Origin of the sequence: Aliivibrio logei, assembly GCF_001691055.1 — a bacterium.
Lineage (GTDB): Bacteria > Pseudomonadota > Gammaproteobacteria > Enterobacterales > Vibrionaceae > Aliivibrio > Aliivibrio salmonicida.
Window position 1 is genome coordinate 115703 of record NZ_MAJU01000006.1, and the last position, 14932, is coordinate 130634.

General features: G+C 40.9%; 13 protein-coding genes. 7 read left to right on the plus strand and 6 right to left on the minus strand.

Going from position 1 to position 14932, the window contains the following annotated elements; all coding sequences use genetic code 11:
* Positions 1-100: 100 nt before the first annotated feature.
* Positions 101-2521: a bifunctional aspartate kinase/homoserine dehydrogenase II gene (locus tag A6E04_RS03710; protein ID WP_023604160.1), complete on the minus strand. Its 2421-nt coding sequence runs from the start codon at positions 2519-2521 to the stop codon at positions 101-103.
* On the minus strand, positions 2521-3687 hold the full coding sequence (locus A6E04_RS03715; protein ID WP_017022511.1) for an O-succinylhomoserine (thiol)-lyase: 1167 nt from the start codon (positions 3685-3687) through the stop codon (positions 2521-2523). Before A6E04_RS03715 ends, A6E04_RS03710 begins: the two co-directional genes overlap by 1 nt.
* Before the next feature lie 187 nt (positions 3688-3874).
* Here A6E04_RS03715 and metJ point away from each other — a divergent pair, with 187 nt between their 5' ends.
* Positions 3875-4195, plus strand: a complete 321-nt coding sequence (gene metJ, locus A6E04_RS03720; RefSeq protein ID WP_012551189.1) for a met regulon transcriptional regulator MetJ — start codon at positions 3875-3877, stop codon at positions 4193-4195.
* A 340-nt stretch (positions 4196-4535) separates the two neighbouring features.
* On the opposite strand, the gene A6E04_RS03725 is transcribed toward metJ, so the two are convergent.
* Positions 4536-5783 (minus strand): malic enzyme-like NAD(P)-binding protein, encoded by a 1248-nt coding sequence (locus A6E04_RS03725; protein WP_012551188.1) that lies wholly within the window; start codon positions 5781-5783, stop codon positions 4536-4538.
* A gap of 232 nt (positions 5784-6015) precedes the next feature.
* The gene (rpmE, locus tag A6E04_RS03730) at positions 6016-6234 is read right to left on the minus strand and encodes a 50S ribosomal protein L31 (protein WP_012551187.1); all 219 of its coding nucleotides are present in this window, start codon (positions 6232-6234) and stop codon (positions 6016-6018) included.
* A gap of 237 nt (positions 6235-6471) precedes the next feature.
* Between rpmE and priA the strand changes: the two genes are divergently transcribed.
* The 5 genes from priA (at position 6472) to hslU (ending at position 12681) form a co-directional block, all read left to right on the plus strand.
* Complete coding sequence (priA, locus tag A6E04_RS03735; RefSeq protein WP_065610060.1) at positions 6472-8673, plus strand: primosomal protein N'; 2202 nt, start codon at positions 6472-6474, stop codon at positions 8671-8673.
* 204 nt (positions 8674-8877) lie between these two features.
* Positions 8878-9885: a DNA-binding transcriptional regulator CytR gene (cytR, locus tag A6E04_RS03740; RefSeq protein WP_012551185.1), complete on the plus strand. Its 1008-nt coding sequence runs from the start codon at positions 8878-8880 to the stop codon at positions 9883-9885.
* 171 nt (positions 9886-10056) lie between these two features.
* Positions 10057-10626 (plus strand): SPOR domain-containing protein, encoded by a 570-nt coding sequence (locus A6E04_RS03745; RefSeq protein ID WP_017022507.1) that lies wholly within the window; start codon positions 10057-10059, stop codon positions 10624-10626.
* Between the two features lie 177 nt (positions 10627-10803).
* The gene (gene hslV / locus A6E04_RS03750; RefSeq protein WP_012551183.1) at positions 10804-11334 is read left to right on the plus strand and encodes an ATP-dependent protease subunit HslV; all 531 of its coding nucleotides are present in this window, start codon (positions 10804-10806) and stop codon (positions 11332-11334) included.
* A gap of 12 nt (positions 11335-11346) precedes the next feature.
* Positions 11347-12681 carry an ATP-dependent protease ATPase subunit HslU gene (hslU, locus tag A6E04_RS03755; RefSeq protein ID WP_012551182.1) on the plus strand — a complete coding sequence of 445 codons (1335 nt, stop codon included), beginning with the start codon at positions 11347-11349 and terminating at the stop codon, positions 12679-12681.
* A gap of 73 nt (positions 12682-12754) precedes the next feature.
* Here the strand turns inward: hslU and A6E04_RS03760 are convergent, their stop codons facing one another.
* Positions 12755-13156: an OsmC family protein gene (locus tag A6E04_RS03760; RefSeq protein WP_017022506.1), complete on the minus strand. Its 402-nt coding sequence runs from the start codon at positions 13154-13156 to the stop codon at positions 12755-12757.
* Between the two features lie 245 nt (positions 13157-13401).
* Here A6E04_RS03760 and crp point away from each other — a divergent pair, with 245 nt between their 5' ends.
* Positions 13402-14034: a cAMP-activated global transcriptional regulator CRP gene (crp, locus tag A6E04_RS03765; protein WP_005421074.1), complete on the plus strand. Its 633-nt coding sequence runs from the start codon at positions 13402-13404 to the stop codon at positions 14032-14034.
* Between the two features lie 92 nt (positions 14035-14126).
* Here crp and A6E04_RS03770 read toward each other — a convergent pair whose 3' ends face one another.
* Positions 14127-14921 carry a DUF1338 domain-containing protein gene (locus A6E04_RS03770; protein WP_065610039.1) on the minus strand — a complete coding sequence of 265 codons (795 nt, stop codon included), beginning with the start codon at positions 14919-14921 and terminating at the stop codon, positions 14127-14129.
* Between the last annotated feature and the right edge of the window lie 11 nt (positions 14922-14932).

The window sequence follows — 14932 nt, forward strand, 5'->3', positions numbered from 1 at the left end:
AATATCAATAGTTTCCGATTTTTCCTACGTTAAACGAAAAAAACCATGCAACATGGCATGGTTTAAAATATAACGAAACGTTAATAAGTATTACATTTGGTTAAAATAACGCTGAAATTTTATTCAAATCAGACTGGATTGCTCCGGCGGTAACCTCTCTTCCGGCGCCTGGCCCTCTTATCACTAAAGGGTTATCTTTATACCACTGACTTTCAATCGCAAAAATATTATCGCACGGTAATAAATTAGCCAATGCATGATGTTCAGACAGCGCTTCAATCCCAACCGTTGCACTGCCATTTTTATTCAAACGGGCAACATAACGAAGTACTTTTTGTTCTCGCTGCGCTTGTTCCAAACGTTCCGATAATGCTTCATTTAAGGCATCACCTTTTGCCAAGAAGTCATCAAGACTCACTTGCTGTAATTCGGCGGGAACCAACGATTCGACTTCGATTTGATTCGGTTCGATTTGTAACCCTGACTCTCTTGCCAAAATAACAAGCTTTCTCATTACATCGGAACCATCTAAATCATGCCTAGGATCTGGCTCTGTCAATCCTTGTTGCCATGCTAAATCGACTAACTCAGTAAAGGGAGTCTCTCCAGTATATTGTTGGAATAACCAAGAAAGAGTGCCAGAAAAGATCCCAGAGAGTGCAACAATGCTGTCTCCGCTTTCACGCAAATCTTGCACAGTATGATTAATTGGTAATCCCGCGCCAACCGTTGCATTGTATAACCAATGTCGACCAGTTTTTGCAAACGCATCAACAACCGCTTGATATTCATGACTTGGTGCTGAACCCGCGACCTTATTTGCAGAGATCAAGTGCATGCCTTGTTCTGCAATTTTAGTGTATTGACTTGCAAGCTCAGGGCTTGCCGTTACATCTAAAATAACAACGTCATCGTATCCTTGGACTGAACCGATTTTTTCAATCCATTCAAATTCTTCGTAGCTCACCGCTTCATCATCAAAATGGCTGACTACTGATGCACTATCGATACCGTCAAAATCGAACCAGTATCGATGACGGTCAACGACTCCGACTAATGAAAAAATCATGCCTCGACGTTTTTCTAAAATTCGTTTTTGCTGAGTAAACAATGTAAGCCACTGCGCACCAATATTACCGTGACCACACAAAACAAGGCCAACTCGTTTCTGAGCTTGAAATAAACTGGTATGAATCTCATTGATCAATTCATCGGTGTCTAATTTACGAAGAATAGCAACAAGACTTAACCCTGATTCCGATTCACACACAAACTCTAAAGGTCTATTTTTTAATTGATGGTAAAAACCATGGCTATGAATGGCATTAGCCGTTACACCAGCACCTACTGCTGCAACCATTGAGTACCCTTCTTTTAATTTAATTTCAGCATGCACCGCTGTATTTTGCAGCATATCTAAAGCATCACTGACGATCTCTGAAGTGTAGGCAAGTAATAAAGTAAATTTATCGGCTTGTGCTTCTAACGCAAGAGGTTGAAGTTGAGCACGAGTTAAAAGAGAAAGCACCTCGGTTTGAGCTCGTTCAAAATCTTGCCCACGGCCAAAGCCAAGTTGGATTAAGTACACATCATCCAACGAAGTAACAATTTTAGCGCCACGACCAGAGGCCAAGACACGTTCAATGCGTGTTGAACCCGATTCTGGTTGATAACTGCAACGTAGACTCAAATCTAACGCACTTTGCGCTACTGGCTGTAATGTTCTGCTATGTAAAACAGGGGCAGCTAAACGGGCCAATTCACTGGCTTCATCCAAACGAAGTAGCGGCAATAAACAAGCGTCTTCCACTTTTCTAGGATCCGCACTAAATACCCCAGCAACATCACTCCAAATAGTAACACGAGAAACTTCAGCTAATGCACCAATCATAGTTGCTGAGTAATCCGATCCATTACGCCCTAATAATACGGTTTCACCCTTTTGGTCACGGGCCATAAATCCAGTAATAACAAGACGACCATGAGGGTGTTGTGCTATTTGTTCTTTAAATAAAGGCCATGAAAGAACACGATCAACCTCAGGCTGAGCCCCTCTTTCTGCTCTTAAAAAATGGCGAGAATCCAACGGTGCCGATTTTAATTCAATCTGGTTTAAATAAGCCGACAACAAACGAGACGACCATATTTCACCATGACCAAGCACATCGGCTTGTTGAACTTCATTTAGCGGAGCATGTAATTGACCGATTGCAATCAACTCTTTATGCAACAATGCCTGCAATACTTCCGCCTGATCTGGCTCTAACAATTCAGAAATTAACTGTTGCTGATAATGACGCAAAGACTCCAATGTATCGTGAGCCAAACGACCATCTTTAGATAAGTTATCAATCCATTCAAGAATACGGTTTGTTGTATTACCCGCGGCAGAAACAACAACAAGATCATGCTCGTTTGAATATTCTTTTAAGATGGTTGCCACACGGCGATAACACTCAGGATCAGAAAGACTGCTGCCACCAAATTTATGTAACTGACGTTGCACCAAAGACGTTGTCATTATTTCACCTCTGCAGCCACAGCAAACGCTTGTGTAAGATCTGCGATTAAATCTCTACTGTCTTCTAGGCCAACAGAAATACGTAATAACGTCGGCACCAAACCGGCAGCAGCCTGAGCTTCATCTGACATCGCTCTATGTGTCATCGTTCCCGGATGAGCAATCAGACTTTCTACTCCCCCTAACGATTCAGCTAAAGAGAAATATTTTAACGCTTTCACAAAAACTTTAAGTTGGTCTAACGAACCGTTTAATTCAAAACTCAGCATTGCACCAAAACCCGCTTGCTGACGCTTTGCTATTTCATGCCCTGGGTGCTCAGGTAGACTAGGGTGATAGATCGTTCCCACTAACTCTTGCTGTTGTAAGCATTTTAATACTTCCATCGCATTTTCTTCATGCACTCGCATACGAGCACTAAGAGTACGAATTCCTCTCAGGGTTAAATAGCTATCAAATGCAGTACCTGTTGCACCAATGCAGTTCCCCCACCATGCCAATTCATCGGCATGTTCTTTCGTTTTAGATATGATCACACCACCAACAACGTCTGAATGCCCATTAATGTATTTTGTTGTGGAATGAAGAACGAAATCAGCCCCAAGAGTCAGTGGCTGCTGTAATACAGGAGAAAGGAACGTGTTATCAACCGCAACTAATGCACCGACTTCTGCCGCTTTTTTACAAATTTCGGCAATATCGACTACGCGAACTAATGGATTGGAAGGCGTTTCTAATAAGATCAGTTTTGGCTTTTTAGCAAGCGCTTCATCTAAAGCGGCGGCATTAGACTGATCCACAAACAACGTTTGAAAATCACCTTTATTTGCTCTGGTGTTAAAGAGTCGATAAGTGCCGCCATAGCAGTCATGAGGGGCAATAATTAAATCATCAGGACCAAGCAAGGCTGATACCATTAAATTAAGAGCCGCAGTGCCACAGTTCGTCACCACCGCACCCGCACCACACTCTAAATCAGACAATGTTGTTTCTAATTGAGTTCGGGTTGGATTCCCTGAGCGAGCGTAATCGTACGTTGGAACATCTCCAAATTCTGGAAAGCTATAATTAGTCGATAAATAGATAGGAGGCACAACCGCATTGTGTTGTGAATCGGTTTCAATGCCAGTACGAACAGCAATAGTTGCAGGTTTTCTCTCGCTCATTATTTCCCTTCCAAACTGCTATGCAGTGGTATAATCTAATCCATAAGTTATATTCTTCTACTTTACCATCACAAAATGAGACGTCAATACTTCTAGACGTCTATATATCTTTGCTTATAGACGTAAATATCGCTAGAATTAGCTCATCGCATTTTAAACAACAATAATATTAGAACGAAGGTGAGCAATGGCTGATTGGAATGGTGACTATTTAAGTCCTTATGCCGAGCATGGTAAAAAAAGTGAACAGGTAAAAAAAATTACCGTGTCAATTCCAACGAAGGTACTACAAATCCTTACGGATGAACGTACTCGTCGTCAAGTAAGTAATCTTCGCCACGCCACAAACAGCGAATTGTTATGTGAAGCGTTTCTTCATGCTTATACTGGCCAACCATTGCCAACAGATGAAGATTTACGTAAAGATCGTCCTGATGATATTCCAACAGAAGCAAAAGCGTTAATGACCGCAATGGGCATTGAATTCGAAGCATTCGACGAAGAATAAAAGTGATTAACTCCTAGCTAATGATAACAATCATTAGCTAGATCACATTTTCGATTATTTCCTACTTTCTTTATCCCCTCTGTTTTTCTGCTCATTTCAATTTTACATTACCTCTCTGTCTCATACTTACCCTATCCAATTGGCCATGTTCAAGTTCTAAAAGCGAATGATAATTTACTCTATCGGCTGTATTACAATAGTGCTAAACAACAACGAATACATTAGTGGTATTCAAGTTAACGCTTGGTGGTAAACCCATAATTTAATTCCCCCTAATAAAAAGACTTCCTCATCAATGACGTAGGAAGCCTTTTTACTTTAATTAATATATAAAAGCAGTTTACGCTTCCATGTATCCTTCTGGCATTTCAATACGAGCGACGCCTGAATCAACCGCTGCTTGTGCTACCGCTTTTGCAACTCGAGGAAGTAAACGAGGATCCATCGGTTTAGGAATGATGTAACCTTTGCCAAACTCTAAAGAATCAACACCCGCCGCTTTTAATACTTCGACAGGCACAGGTTCTTTCGTTAATTGACGAATTGCTTCAACCGCAGCCAATTTCATTTCATCATTAATCACGCTTGCACGAACATCGAGTGCACCACGGAAGATAAATGGGAAACAAAGTACGTTATTTACTTGGTTAGGATAATCAGAACGACCAGTACCCATAATTAAATCATTACGAACTTCATGAGCCAATTCTGGTTTGATCTCAGGATCTGGATTTGAACAAGCAAATACAACGGGCTTATCAGCCATTAATTTAAGCGCTTCAGGTGGCAATAGGTTAGGACCCGATACCCCTAAGAATAAATCAGCGCCTTCAATAACATCTTCAAGCGTACGTTTATCTGTGTTGTTCGCAAAACGTTGTTTATATTCATTAATGTCATCACGACGAGTGTGAATTACGCCTTTACGATCAAGCATGTAGATCTTCTCGCGCATCGCGCCACATTTAATCAGCATTTCCATGCAGGCAACCGCCGCGGCACCCGCACCTAAACAAACAATGATCGCATCTTCTAACTTCTTACCTTGAAGCTCGATAGCATTCAACATGCCAGCTGCCGTTACAATTGCAGTACCGTGCTGATCATCGTGGAATACAGGAATATCACAACGTTCAATTAAACGACGTTCAATTTCAAAACAATCAGGGGCTTTGATGTCTTCTAAGTTAATACCACCAAAAGTATCTGCAATGTTCGCTACTGTATCTACAAATTCATCAATAGTGCGATGTTTCACTTCGATATCAATCGAATCTAGACCGGCAAATCGTTTGAAAAGTAATGATTTGCCTTCCATTACAGGTTTTGAAGCCAGAGGACCTAAATTACCTAAGCCTAAAATAGCCGTACCATTTGAAATAACCGCAACCATATTGCCTTTAGATGTGTATTTATAAACATCGTCTGGGTTTTTCGCGATTTCACGTACTGGTTCAGCTACTCCTGGGCTATAAGCCAAAGCAAGGTCTTCTACCGTATCGGCGGGTTTAGTCAGTGCTATTTCAATTTTACCCGGCGTTGGGTAAGCGTGATAATGGAGAGCTTGTTCGCGAAAATCTTCAGACATGGGGTTTTCCTGAATGCTAATAAATATAAGAGAATTGTTTCAAAATAGTAAACTATATAATAGTTGATCTAGCTCAAACTTCATAGTCTTCGCTTACAGATCGTACCAACAAAAATGTCGGGTTAATTAATGATTTTATGACTTAATTTCAAATAAGAAAGTGACCTTACTCTGAATTTTAGACATAAAAAAAGGAGTCCTAATGGACTCCTTTCTTATCGGAAATTGGTAATTATTTTTTAGAACCAATTGCACCGAAACGTTTGTTGAAGCGATCAACACGGCCGCCAGTATCTACGATACGTTGCTTACCAGTGTAGAACGGGTGACATTCGCCACATACGTCTAGGTGGATTGTGTCTTTGCCTAGCGCTGATTTGAATTCAAATTCGTTGCCGCAAGAACAAGTAGCTTTAACAGCTTTGTATTCTGGGTGGATACCTACTTTCATGGGAAAACCTTATAATTTAGGCCGTGTCGCCATCCGAATCTAAGCCGGACACCACACGTCGTGTAACAAAAATAATAAGCATAAATAAATTACACCTACTTAAGGTCGCGTATAATAATGAATCGCGGCCAATCAATCAACTAATCTGTTACTTTTTCCACCGATTATTTTACTCCTTTGCGATATTTTTATCTAAGAGTAGACTATTCATCCTATTATTCCTGATTAATGTTGGCTATGTCCTATTCAATTGCACACGTTTCACTGCCCGTTCCTCTTGACCGCACCTTTGATTACTTAATTAAAGCCGGACAACACCCTGTCATTGGGGGCCGTGTAAAAGTGCCTTTTGGTCGTCAACGCCTTATCGGTATAGTCACAAAATTAAGCAATGACTCTGAATTTGCTCGTGAGAAATTAAAAGGATTAGACTCCGTACTCGATAGCACTTCTCTCTGGACTCCTCACCTTTATAAGCTTCTTAATTGGAGCAGCACTTATTATCAATACCCATTAGGGGAAACCTTAGCGAATGCGATGCCAGCGTGGCTACGTAAAGGCAGAGAAGCCAGTTTTGCGGCACTAAAAGCGTGGCAAATTACTGAGCTAGGAAAAAATCAAGATCTCAACAAACTGACTCGAGCACCGAAACAAGCCAAGGCCCTAAACCTTGTTCGTCACCAACAATGCAGTCACGAACAAATGCTTGAAGAAGACATTACTGCTGCAACCTTAAAAGCCGTCGTGGATAAAGGATGGATAGAAGAAATCTCTCTCGCTCCAAAACCAACTTATTGGCAACGTAATGTCGAAATAACACAAGAAAAGCCACAGTTAAATGAAGAGCAAGCCATTGCTATTGCTACGGTTAATGCAAACCCTGAATTTGGTTGTTACTTATTAGATGGCGTTACGGGATCGGGTAAAACGGAAGTCTATCTCCAGTTATTAGAGCCTATTTTACAAGCAGGCCGACAAGCACTGATTCTTGTTCCTGAAATAGGATTGACCCCACAAACCATTAATCGCTTTAAGCGTCGTTTTAATGTGCCTGTCGATATGATCCATTCTGCACTTAATGATACCGAACGTTTGAATGCATGGTTAGCGGCACGAGACAACCATGCTGGCATCATTATAGGTACTCGCTCAGCACTTTTTACCCCATTTAATGATCTCGGTATCATCATTGTCGATGAAGAACACGATGCCTCTTATAAACAGCAAGACAGCATGAGATATCACGCCCGAGATCTGGCAGTAATGCGAGCAAACTTAGACAATATTCCGATTGTGTTAGGCTCAGCAACGCCAGCTCTAGAGACGTTACATAATGCTAAGGTCGGTAAATACCACCATCTCACATTAACCAAACGCGCGGGTACTGCAATCCCAGCTCGACATGGTGTGTTAGATGTCAAAGGCTTGTATCTAAACAGTGGGTTATCTGCACCTTTAATTGCTCAAATGAGAAAACATTTATCTGAAGGCAATCAGGTGATGTTATTTTTGAATCGCCGAGGATTCTCCCCAGCCTTAATGTGTCACGAATGTGGCTGGATGGCCGAATGTAAGCGCTGTGATGCTTATTATACATTCCACCAATACAGTAATGAAATTCGCTGCCACCACTGTGGTTCACAGCAGCCAATAATGCATCAATGCCAAGGCTGTGGATCCACTCAGCTTATTTCTGTAGGGGTTGGTACCGAACAGCTCGAAACTCAACTTATGACCCTCTTTCCTGAATACAAAACCGTTCGTATCGATCGAGACAGTACTCGCAGAAAAGGCAGCTTAGAAAACTATCTAGACGCAATTAAAAACAACGAATACCAAATCCTTATTGGCACTCAAATGCTAGCAAAAGGGCACCATTTCCCTAACGTAACCCTTGTCGGTTTAATTGATGTAGATAGTTCATTATTTAGTAGTGATTTTCGAGCTCCTGAACGTTTAGCTCAGTTGTTTATCCAAGTCGCTGGACGCGCAGGGCGAGCAAGTAAACCAGGGGAAGTGATCTTACAAACTCACCACCCTGAACACTCTCTTTTACAAAGCCTTCTACATCATGGTTATGGTCACTTTGCAGAACATGCGTTAAATGAGCGCAAATTCGCTCAGCTTCCTCCTTATACGCATTTATCTCTCTTTAGAGCAGAGTCCAATAACAATGACAATGTCGAGCAATTCTTACGACAAGTCCGTGATATTTTAGAAAGTCACCCTCAATATCATGACGCCACACCAGTGCTAGGGCCTATTCCGGCACCTTTAGCACGTCGAGCCGGAAAATACCGTTGGCAACTGCTCTTTCAAGCGCCAAATCGTACCGTAATGCAATCAATGTTGCGTGGTGCAAAAACCGCGATTGAGCTATTACCATTAGCTAAAAAAGTACGCTGGACTTTAGATATTGAGCCACAAGACCTTAGTTAATCACGCTTTTTTTAATTTCAAAATTAAGACTTACTCAGGAAATACCCTCTCATGTGAGGGACATCACAATATAGATGTAACTTTTGTTAAATGCGCCGTATTTAAATCTTTATTTTACACATAAAATATCTTCTCAATAAACAAAGCAATCGTTTACTTTACGTGTGGTGTTTAACTTTATATAAATAGTTAGGAGAGGTCTTTATGGCGACAATGAAGGATGTTGCTTTGTCTGCGGGAGTATCAACAGCAACCGTATCACGGGCATTAATGACACCAGAGAAGGTATCATTAAGCACTCGAAAAAGAGTGGAGGACGCCGTTTTGGAGACGGGTTACTCTCCAACAACATTGACGCGAACCTTGCGTCGTAACGAATCAAAAACCATCGTAACCATTGTGCCTGATATCTGTGATCCCTATTTCAGTGATATCCTACGTGGTATTGAAGATGCAGCCGTAGAGAATGGCTACATCATTTTGGTTGGCGACAGTAGCCAACAAAAGAAACGTGAACAAACTTTTGTCAATTTAGTCTATACCAAGCAAGTTGACGGTATGGTTCTCCTCGGTTCAGATCTTCCATTTAGCGTCAGTCGTCAAGAACAAAAGAATTTACCCCCATTAGTGATGGCGTGTGAATACGCTCCAGAACTCGAATTACCTACCGTTCACATTGATAACCTAACCGCGGCTTATGAAGCGGTGAATTACCTAACAAAACTGGGTCATAAGCGCGTCGCTGAAATTTCAGGTCCTGAAGATTCAGCATTGTGCCAATTTAGGCATCAAGGTTACCAACAAGCATTACGCCGCGCAGGAATAACAATGAACACCACTTATGTTCATTATTCTGATTTTTCTTTTCAGGCTGGCGCTAAAGCAATCACAAGCTTACTCTCATTATCATCACCGCCAACGGCTATTTTTTGTCATAACGATATAATGGCGATTGGTGCGATTCAAAAAGCAAAACAAATGGGATTTCGAGTTCCACAAGACATTTCAATCATGGGCTTTGATGACATTGAATTTTCACAGTACTGCGATCCGCCACTCACCACCATATCTCAGCCTAGATATGAGATAGGGCGCCAATCTATGTTAATGCTTTTAGATTTATTAAAAGGTCATGATGTGCGTTCAGGCTCTCGACTTTTAGAGTCATCTTTAGTGGTAAGAGAAAGTACGGCTCCCCCTAAAAACACCTAATTGAGCCTTTTATTCATAACTTAATTAAGCACACTTTAGTAAAGTCATTATTAAGAACAATAATTTTGTCCAAATAGTGACTTTTTGCGTACTTTTTTACACTAAGACTGGTATGAGTTCTCACAACTGATTACCATTGTAAGTATCAGTGACTGCATTTAAGTAAAGACCGTGGCTAATAAAGATTATGTGAAACGTGGACGCTCTCCTCAGAAAGCGCCAAAAAAAACCGCCAAGAAAAAAGGCGCAAAAAAACCAGTATCTAGTGGCTCAACGCCATGGAAAGCTGTTGCTGTTGCAGGATTACTTGTCGCCGTATTTGGTTATGCATTGTACTTTCTAAACGATGCGCCAGAACCAAAAACAAAACCTGAAATAGTAGAAGCTGTTGCTCCTAAGCCAAAAGACTCAACAAGCAATATTCCACCGCTACCAAAAGAGCAGTGGAGCTACATGGATGAGCTTCCAAATAAAGAAATCGCCGTTGAGCAAAAAGACCTAAAAGTCTCAGAAATTCCATACATAATGCAATGTGGTGCTTATAAAAATCGTTCTCAAGCAGAAGAGCGAAAAATGAATATTGCTTTCCAAGGGTTAACGTCGACGGTTCGACACTCAGAAGGAAGCAGTTGGTTTAAAGTTGTGCTTGGACCTTATAAATTCAAGCGTGACGCAGAAAAAGATCGTCATAAATTGCAACGTGCAAAAATAGAACCTTGTGCAATTTGGAAAGATCAATAACCGTCATTTAAAAAAGTAGACAACACATCACATATTTAAAAAGGAGTACCTAAGGTGCTCCTTTTTCTATTCAAGCAACTTGAAAACCGCAATCCCTCCCCCCATTACATAAGTAATAATCATGAAGAAGACAGTTATTTAAAAAGTAACTACTTCATCGAATAAGAGGTTTTACTCGTGACTACAATTGTTTCTGTTCGCCGTGAAGGCAAAGTCGTTATTGCTGGTGATGGCCAAGCATCTCAAGGCGATATGATCGCTAAAGGCAACGTAAAAAAAGTTCGTCGTTTATATAACGATTCTGTACTCGTTGGATTCGCAGGCAGCACCGCAGATGCCTTCATTTTGTTCGACCTATGTGAACGAAAATTAGAAATGCACCAAGGTAATTTAACGAAAGCCGCCGTTGAACTAGCAAAAGATTGGCGTAGTGATCGTAATTTACGTCGTCTTGAAGCCATGCTAATTGTTGCCGATGACACTACCTCACTGATCATCAGTGGTACTGGTGACTTAATCAATGCAGATAATGACCTCCTCACTATTGGTTCTGGTGGTTATTTTGCTCGTTCTGCGGCAACCGCATTATTAGAAAATACAGATTTAGATGCATACGATATTGCAGTGAAAGCACTGACTATCGCTGGTGATACTGATGTATACACCAATCATAACCATACCGTTGAAGTTCTTGATACCAACAAATAATAAGGAATACCCATGTCTGAAATGACTCCTCGTGAAATTGTACACGAATTAGATAGCCATATTATTGGTCAAGATAAAGCAAAACGATCAGTCGCCATTGCATTACGTAACCGCTGGCGTCGAATGCAACTTCAACCAGAATTACGCGCAGAAGTAACGCCTAAAAACATTTTAATGATCGGACCTACAGGTGTCGGTAAAACAGAGATTGCTCGTCGTTTAGCAAAACTGGCCAATGCACCGTTCATTAAAGTAGAAGCGACTAAATTCACAGAAGTCGGTTATGTAGGCAAAGAAGTCGACAGCATCATTCGTGATTTAACCGATGTCGCGATCAAAATGACACATCAACAGGCGGTAGAAAAAGTAAAATTCCGCGCTGAAGAGCAAGCTGAAGATCGTATCCTTGATATTTTATTACCACCCGCTCGCGATGCATGGGGTAAGAATGAAGAAGGTGATAATGACTCTGGCACTCGTCAATCTTTCCGTAAGAAATTGCGTGAAGGAAAATTAGACGATAAAGAGATTGACGTTGATGTTGCTGCACCTCAAGTGGGTGTCGAAATCATGGCTCCTCCAGGCATGGAAGAAATGACGAACCAACTTCAGGGCATGTTTCAGAACCTATCTGGTGGCGAAACAACGAAAAAGCGCAAGATGAAAATCAAAGATGCGCTTAAAGCCCTTGCTGAAGAAGAAGGCGCTAAATTAGTCAACCCTGAAGAGCTAAAAGAACAAGCCATATTTAACGTAGAAAATCACGGCATCGTCTTTATTGATGAGATAGATAAAATCTGCAAAGGATCAAATTCTCAATCTGGTGATGTATCTCGCGAAGGCGTTCAACGTGACCTTCTTCCATTAGTGGAAGGCAGCACAGTAAGCACGAAACATGGCATGGTTAGAACTGATCACATGCTATTCATCACATCAGGTGCATTCCAAATGGCGAAACCATCCGATTTGATCCCTGAATTACAAGGTCGCTTACCGATCCGTGTTGAGCTAGAAGCGCTAACGGCAAATGACTTTAAGCGTATTTTAACCGAGCCAAATGCCTCACTAACTGAGCAATACATCGCTCTATTAGCGACTGAAAATGTCAATATCGAATTTACTGAAGATGGTATTAGTCGTATTGCAGAGTCTGCATTTAGAGTTAATGAAACGACAGAGAACATCGGTGCTCGTCGTTTGCACACCGTAATGGAACGTCTAATGGAAGAAATTTCTTATGATGCTTCAGAGAAAGGCGGTGACAGCTTAACGGTAGATGACGCTTATGTAACCTCTCGTTTAGGTGAATTAATTGAAAATGAAGACTTAAGTCGCTTCATTTTGTAATCATACCCCCTTTTAAAAAAGGCCCGATTCAACACTGAATCGGGCCTTTTTACATTAATTTTTTCAAATGTAATTACGCAATGATTTCCCAGCTGTGAGTCATTTCAATACCCGAGCCAAGCATTAAACACACTGAACAATATTTCTGTAAAGAATCTGCCGTCACTCTTTCCACGATCGTAGGATCAAGCTTATTCCCTGTTATCTCAAAATGAATATTTACGTGAGTAAATAATTTTGGTGCCACATCTCGACGAGCACTTGATAGCTTAGCGACACAACCCGTGACCGCTTGATTGGCTGATTTCAGACCATCAATCACATCAACAGAGCTACATCCTCCCGCCGCCATTAATACCAATTCCATCGGGCTTGGTGCTTTTTCTCCACCATTACCATCCATAACAACAGAGTGACCAGATTGTGATTGACCTAAGAAAGTAAATCCATCAATCCATTTAACTTCAGCATTCATAAAAGCCTCTTTACAACATAAAAGGAAAACTCGTGATCCATTTCACGAAATTGTGCCCTTGGTCGCACTATTCATACGATCAAAGTCAAGAAATCGATTGCGAAACAGGGTATTATTTTATCAATTATCTCAACGAACATGCAGCCTTGTTCCGATAACCATATTCTATAGGCCAAACTGATATTTGGCTCAGTTATTTTAAAATGGACATCGCCTACTTGGCAAACGCAGAGGAAGTATAAAGTATGGTTCTAGGTAAACCTCAGACAGATCCAACATTAGAGTGGTTCTTATCTCATTGTCACATTCATAAGTACCCATCAAAAAGTACTTTGATTCACGCGGGTGAAAAAGCTGAGACTCTTTACTACATCGTAAAAGGTTCTGTTGCTGTACTGATTAAAGATGAAGAAGGAAAGGAAATGATCCTTTCTTACCTTAACCAAGGTGACTTCATTGGTGAACTTGGTTTGTTTGAAGAAGGCCAAGAACGTTCAGCATGGGTTCGTGCAAAAAGTCCTTGTGAAGTCGCTGAAATTTCATTCAAGAAATTCCGTCAACTTATTCAAGTAAACCCAGACATTCTGATGCGTCTTTCTGCTCAAATGGCAACTCGTCTACAAATCACTAGCCAAAAAGTGGGTGATTTAGCATTCCTAGACGTAACAGGCCGTATCGCTCAGACTCTACTGAATCTAGCTAAACAACCAGATGCAATGACTCACCCAGACGGCATGCAAATTAAGATCACTCGTCAAGAGATCGGTCAAATTGTAGGTTGTTCACGTGAAACTGTTGGTCGTATCTTGAAGATGCTTGAAGAGCAAAACTTGATTTCAGCACACGGTAAAACAATTGTAGTTTACGGCACTCGTTAATTTAACGATAACCATAAACAAATAAAAACGCAGCCCATAAGCTGCGTTTTTTTATGAGTAGACTTTACGACCTAAAGACGTAAAAACGTAAATTACCCATCGGTACTTTCAAAAATCTTATCCGCAGAAGCCTCAACAAACCCTTGATATAATTCCCCTGTAGGTAAGGCATAACGTTTGGCAAACTCATAAAAACCACCCGGAATGTCAAATTCACCCTCAGTAAAGTTTACGGTTACTTTATCAGCCATCGTTGAGGACTGCTCTAAATGAACCTCAGGAGATCCTTTTACTTCTCCACCAACTTCATTAATAGAAAAACCCGCTTTTCGAAGATGTTGATTTACATCCACCACGCTATCAAAACCATCCAACTGATTAACATACACAGTAAAATGATTTGCCCCATAACCATGAGCCGCCAACCAAGAAGCGTATTCACTTTCTTTTGCTAACGTTTCGTACTCTTCATAACTTAATGACCAAGGTCGGCCAGAAGACAAAAAGTCATTACTAACAAAATAGTGGGTAGGCACTTGTTTAACTAATTTATGAATAATATCTTGAGCCTGAACAGAAAGTTCCTCAACTAATAATTCACTAATAAACACTTTAGGCACTTTTGGATCTGGATGTTCGAAATGTTGAGCTTTTAATTTTTTAGCAACAAACTCATATTCATCACACGCTTTATAGCCCATCGCTAAAAATGGCGCCGCTAACGTAGATAAACCCACTTTAGATAGATTAAACGTTCTTAGTGCGATGTGATCATTAATAATCTCGTCACCGCCAGACAGTAATTGTCGAACCTTCCCAGCAGAAGGAGATAGACGAACGACATAATCTTGCCATAGTGCCGAAAATAAAGAATTCACATTATTCATACTCGTTACCT

Bases quoted from the DNA above. Each gene is read 5' to 3' on its own strand.
- cytR (WP_012551185.1), top strand. From the start codon at position 8,878: ATGGCGACAATGAAGGATGTTGCTTTGTCTGCGGGAGTATCAACAGCA.
- priA (WP_065610060.1), top strand. From the start codon at position 6,472: ATGTCCTATTCAATTGCACACGTTTCACTGCCCGTTCCTCTTGACCGC.
- A6E04_RS03725 (WP_012551188.1), bottom strand. From the start codon at position 5,783: ATGTCTGAAGATTTTCGCGAACAAGCTCTCCATTATCACGCTTACCCA.
- hslU (WP_012551182.1), top strand. From the start codon at position 11,347: ATGTCTGAAATGACTCCTCGTGAAATTGTACACGAATTAGATAGCCAT.
- crp (WP_005421074.1), top strand. From the start codon at position 13,402: ATGGTTCTAGGTAAACCTCAGACAGATCCAACATTAGAGTGGTTCTTA.
- rpmE (WP_012551187.1), bottom strand. From the start codon at position 6,234: ATGAAAGTAGGTATCCACCCAGAATACAAAGCTGTTAAAGCTACTTGT.
- A6E04_RS03770 (WP_065610039.1), bottom strand. From the start codon at position 14,921: ATGAATAATGTGAATTCTTTATTTTCGGCACTATGGCAAGATTATGTC.
- A6E04_RS03760 (WP_017022506.1), bottom strand. From the start codon at position 13,156: ATGAATGCTGAAGTTAAATGGATTGATGGATTTACTTTCTTAGGTCAA.
- A6E04_RS03715 (WP_017022511.1), bottom strand. From the start codon at position 3,687: ATGAGCGAGAGAAAACCTGCAACTATTGCTGTTCGTACTGGCATTGAA.
- A6E04_RS03710 (WP_023604160.1), bottom strand. From the start codon at position 2,521: ATGACAACGTCTTTGGTGCAACGTCAGTTACATAAATTTGGTGGCAGC.
- metJ (WP_012551189.1), top strand. From the start codon at position 3,875: ATGGCTGATTGGAATGGTGACTATTTAAGTCCTTATGCCGAGCATGGT.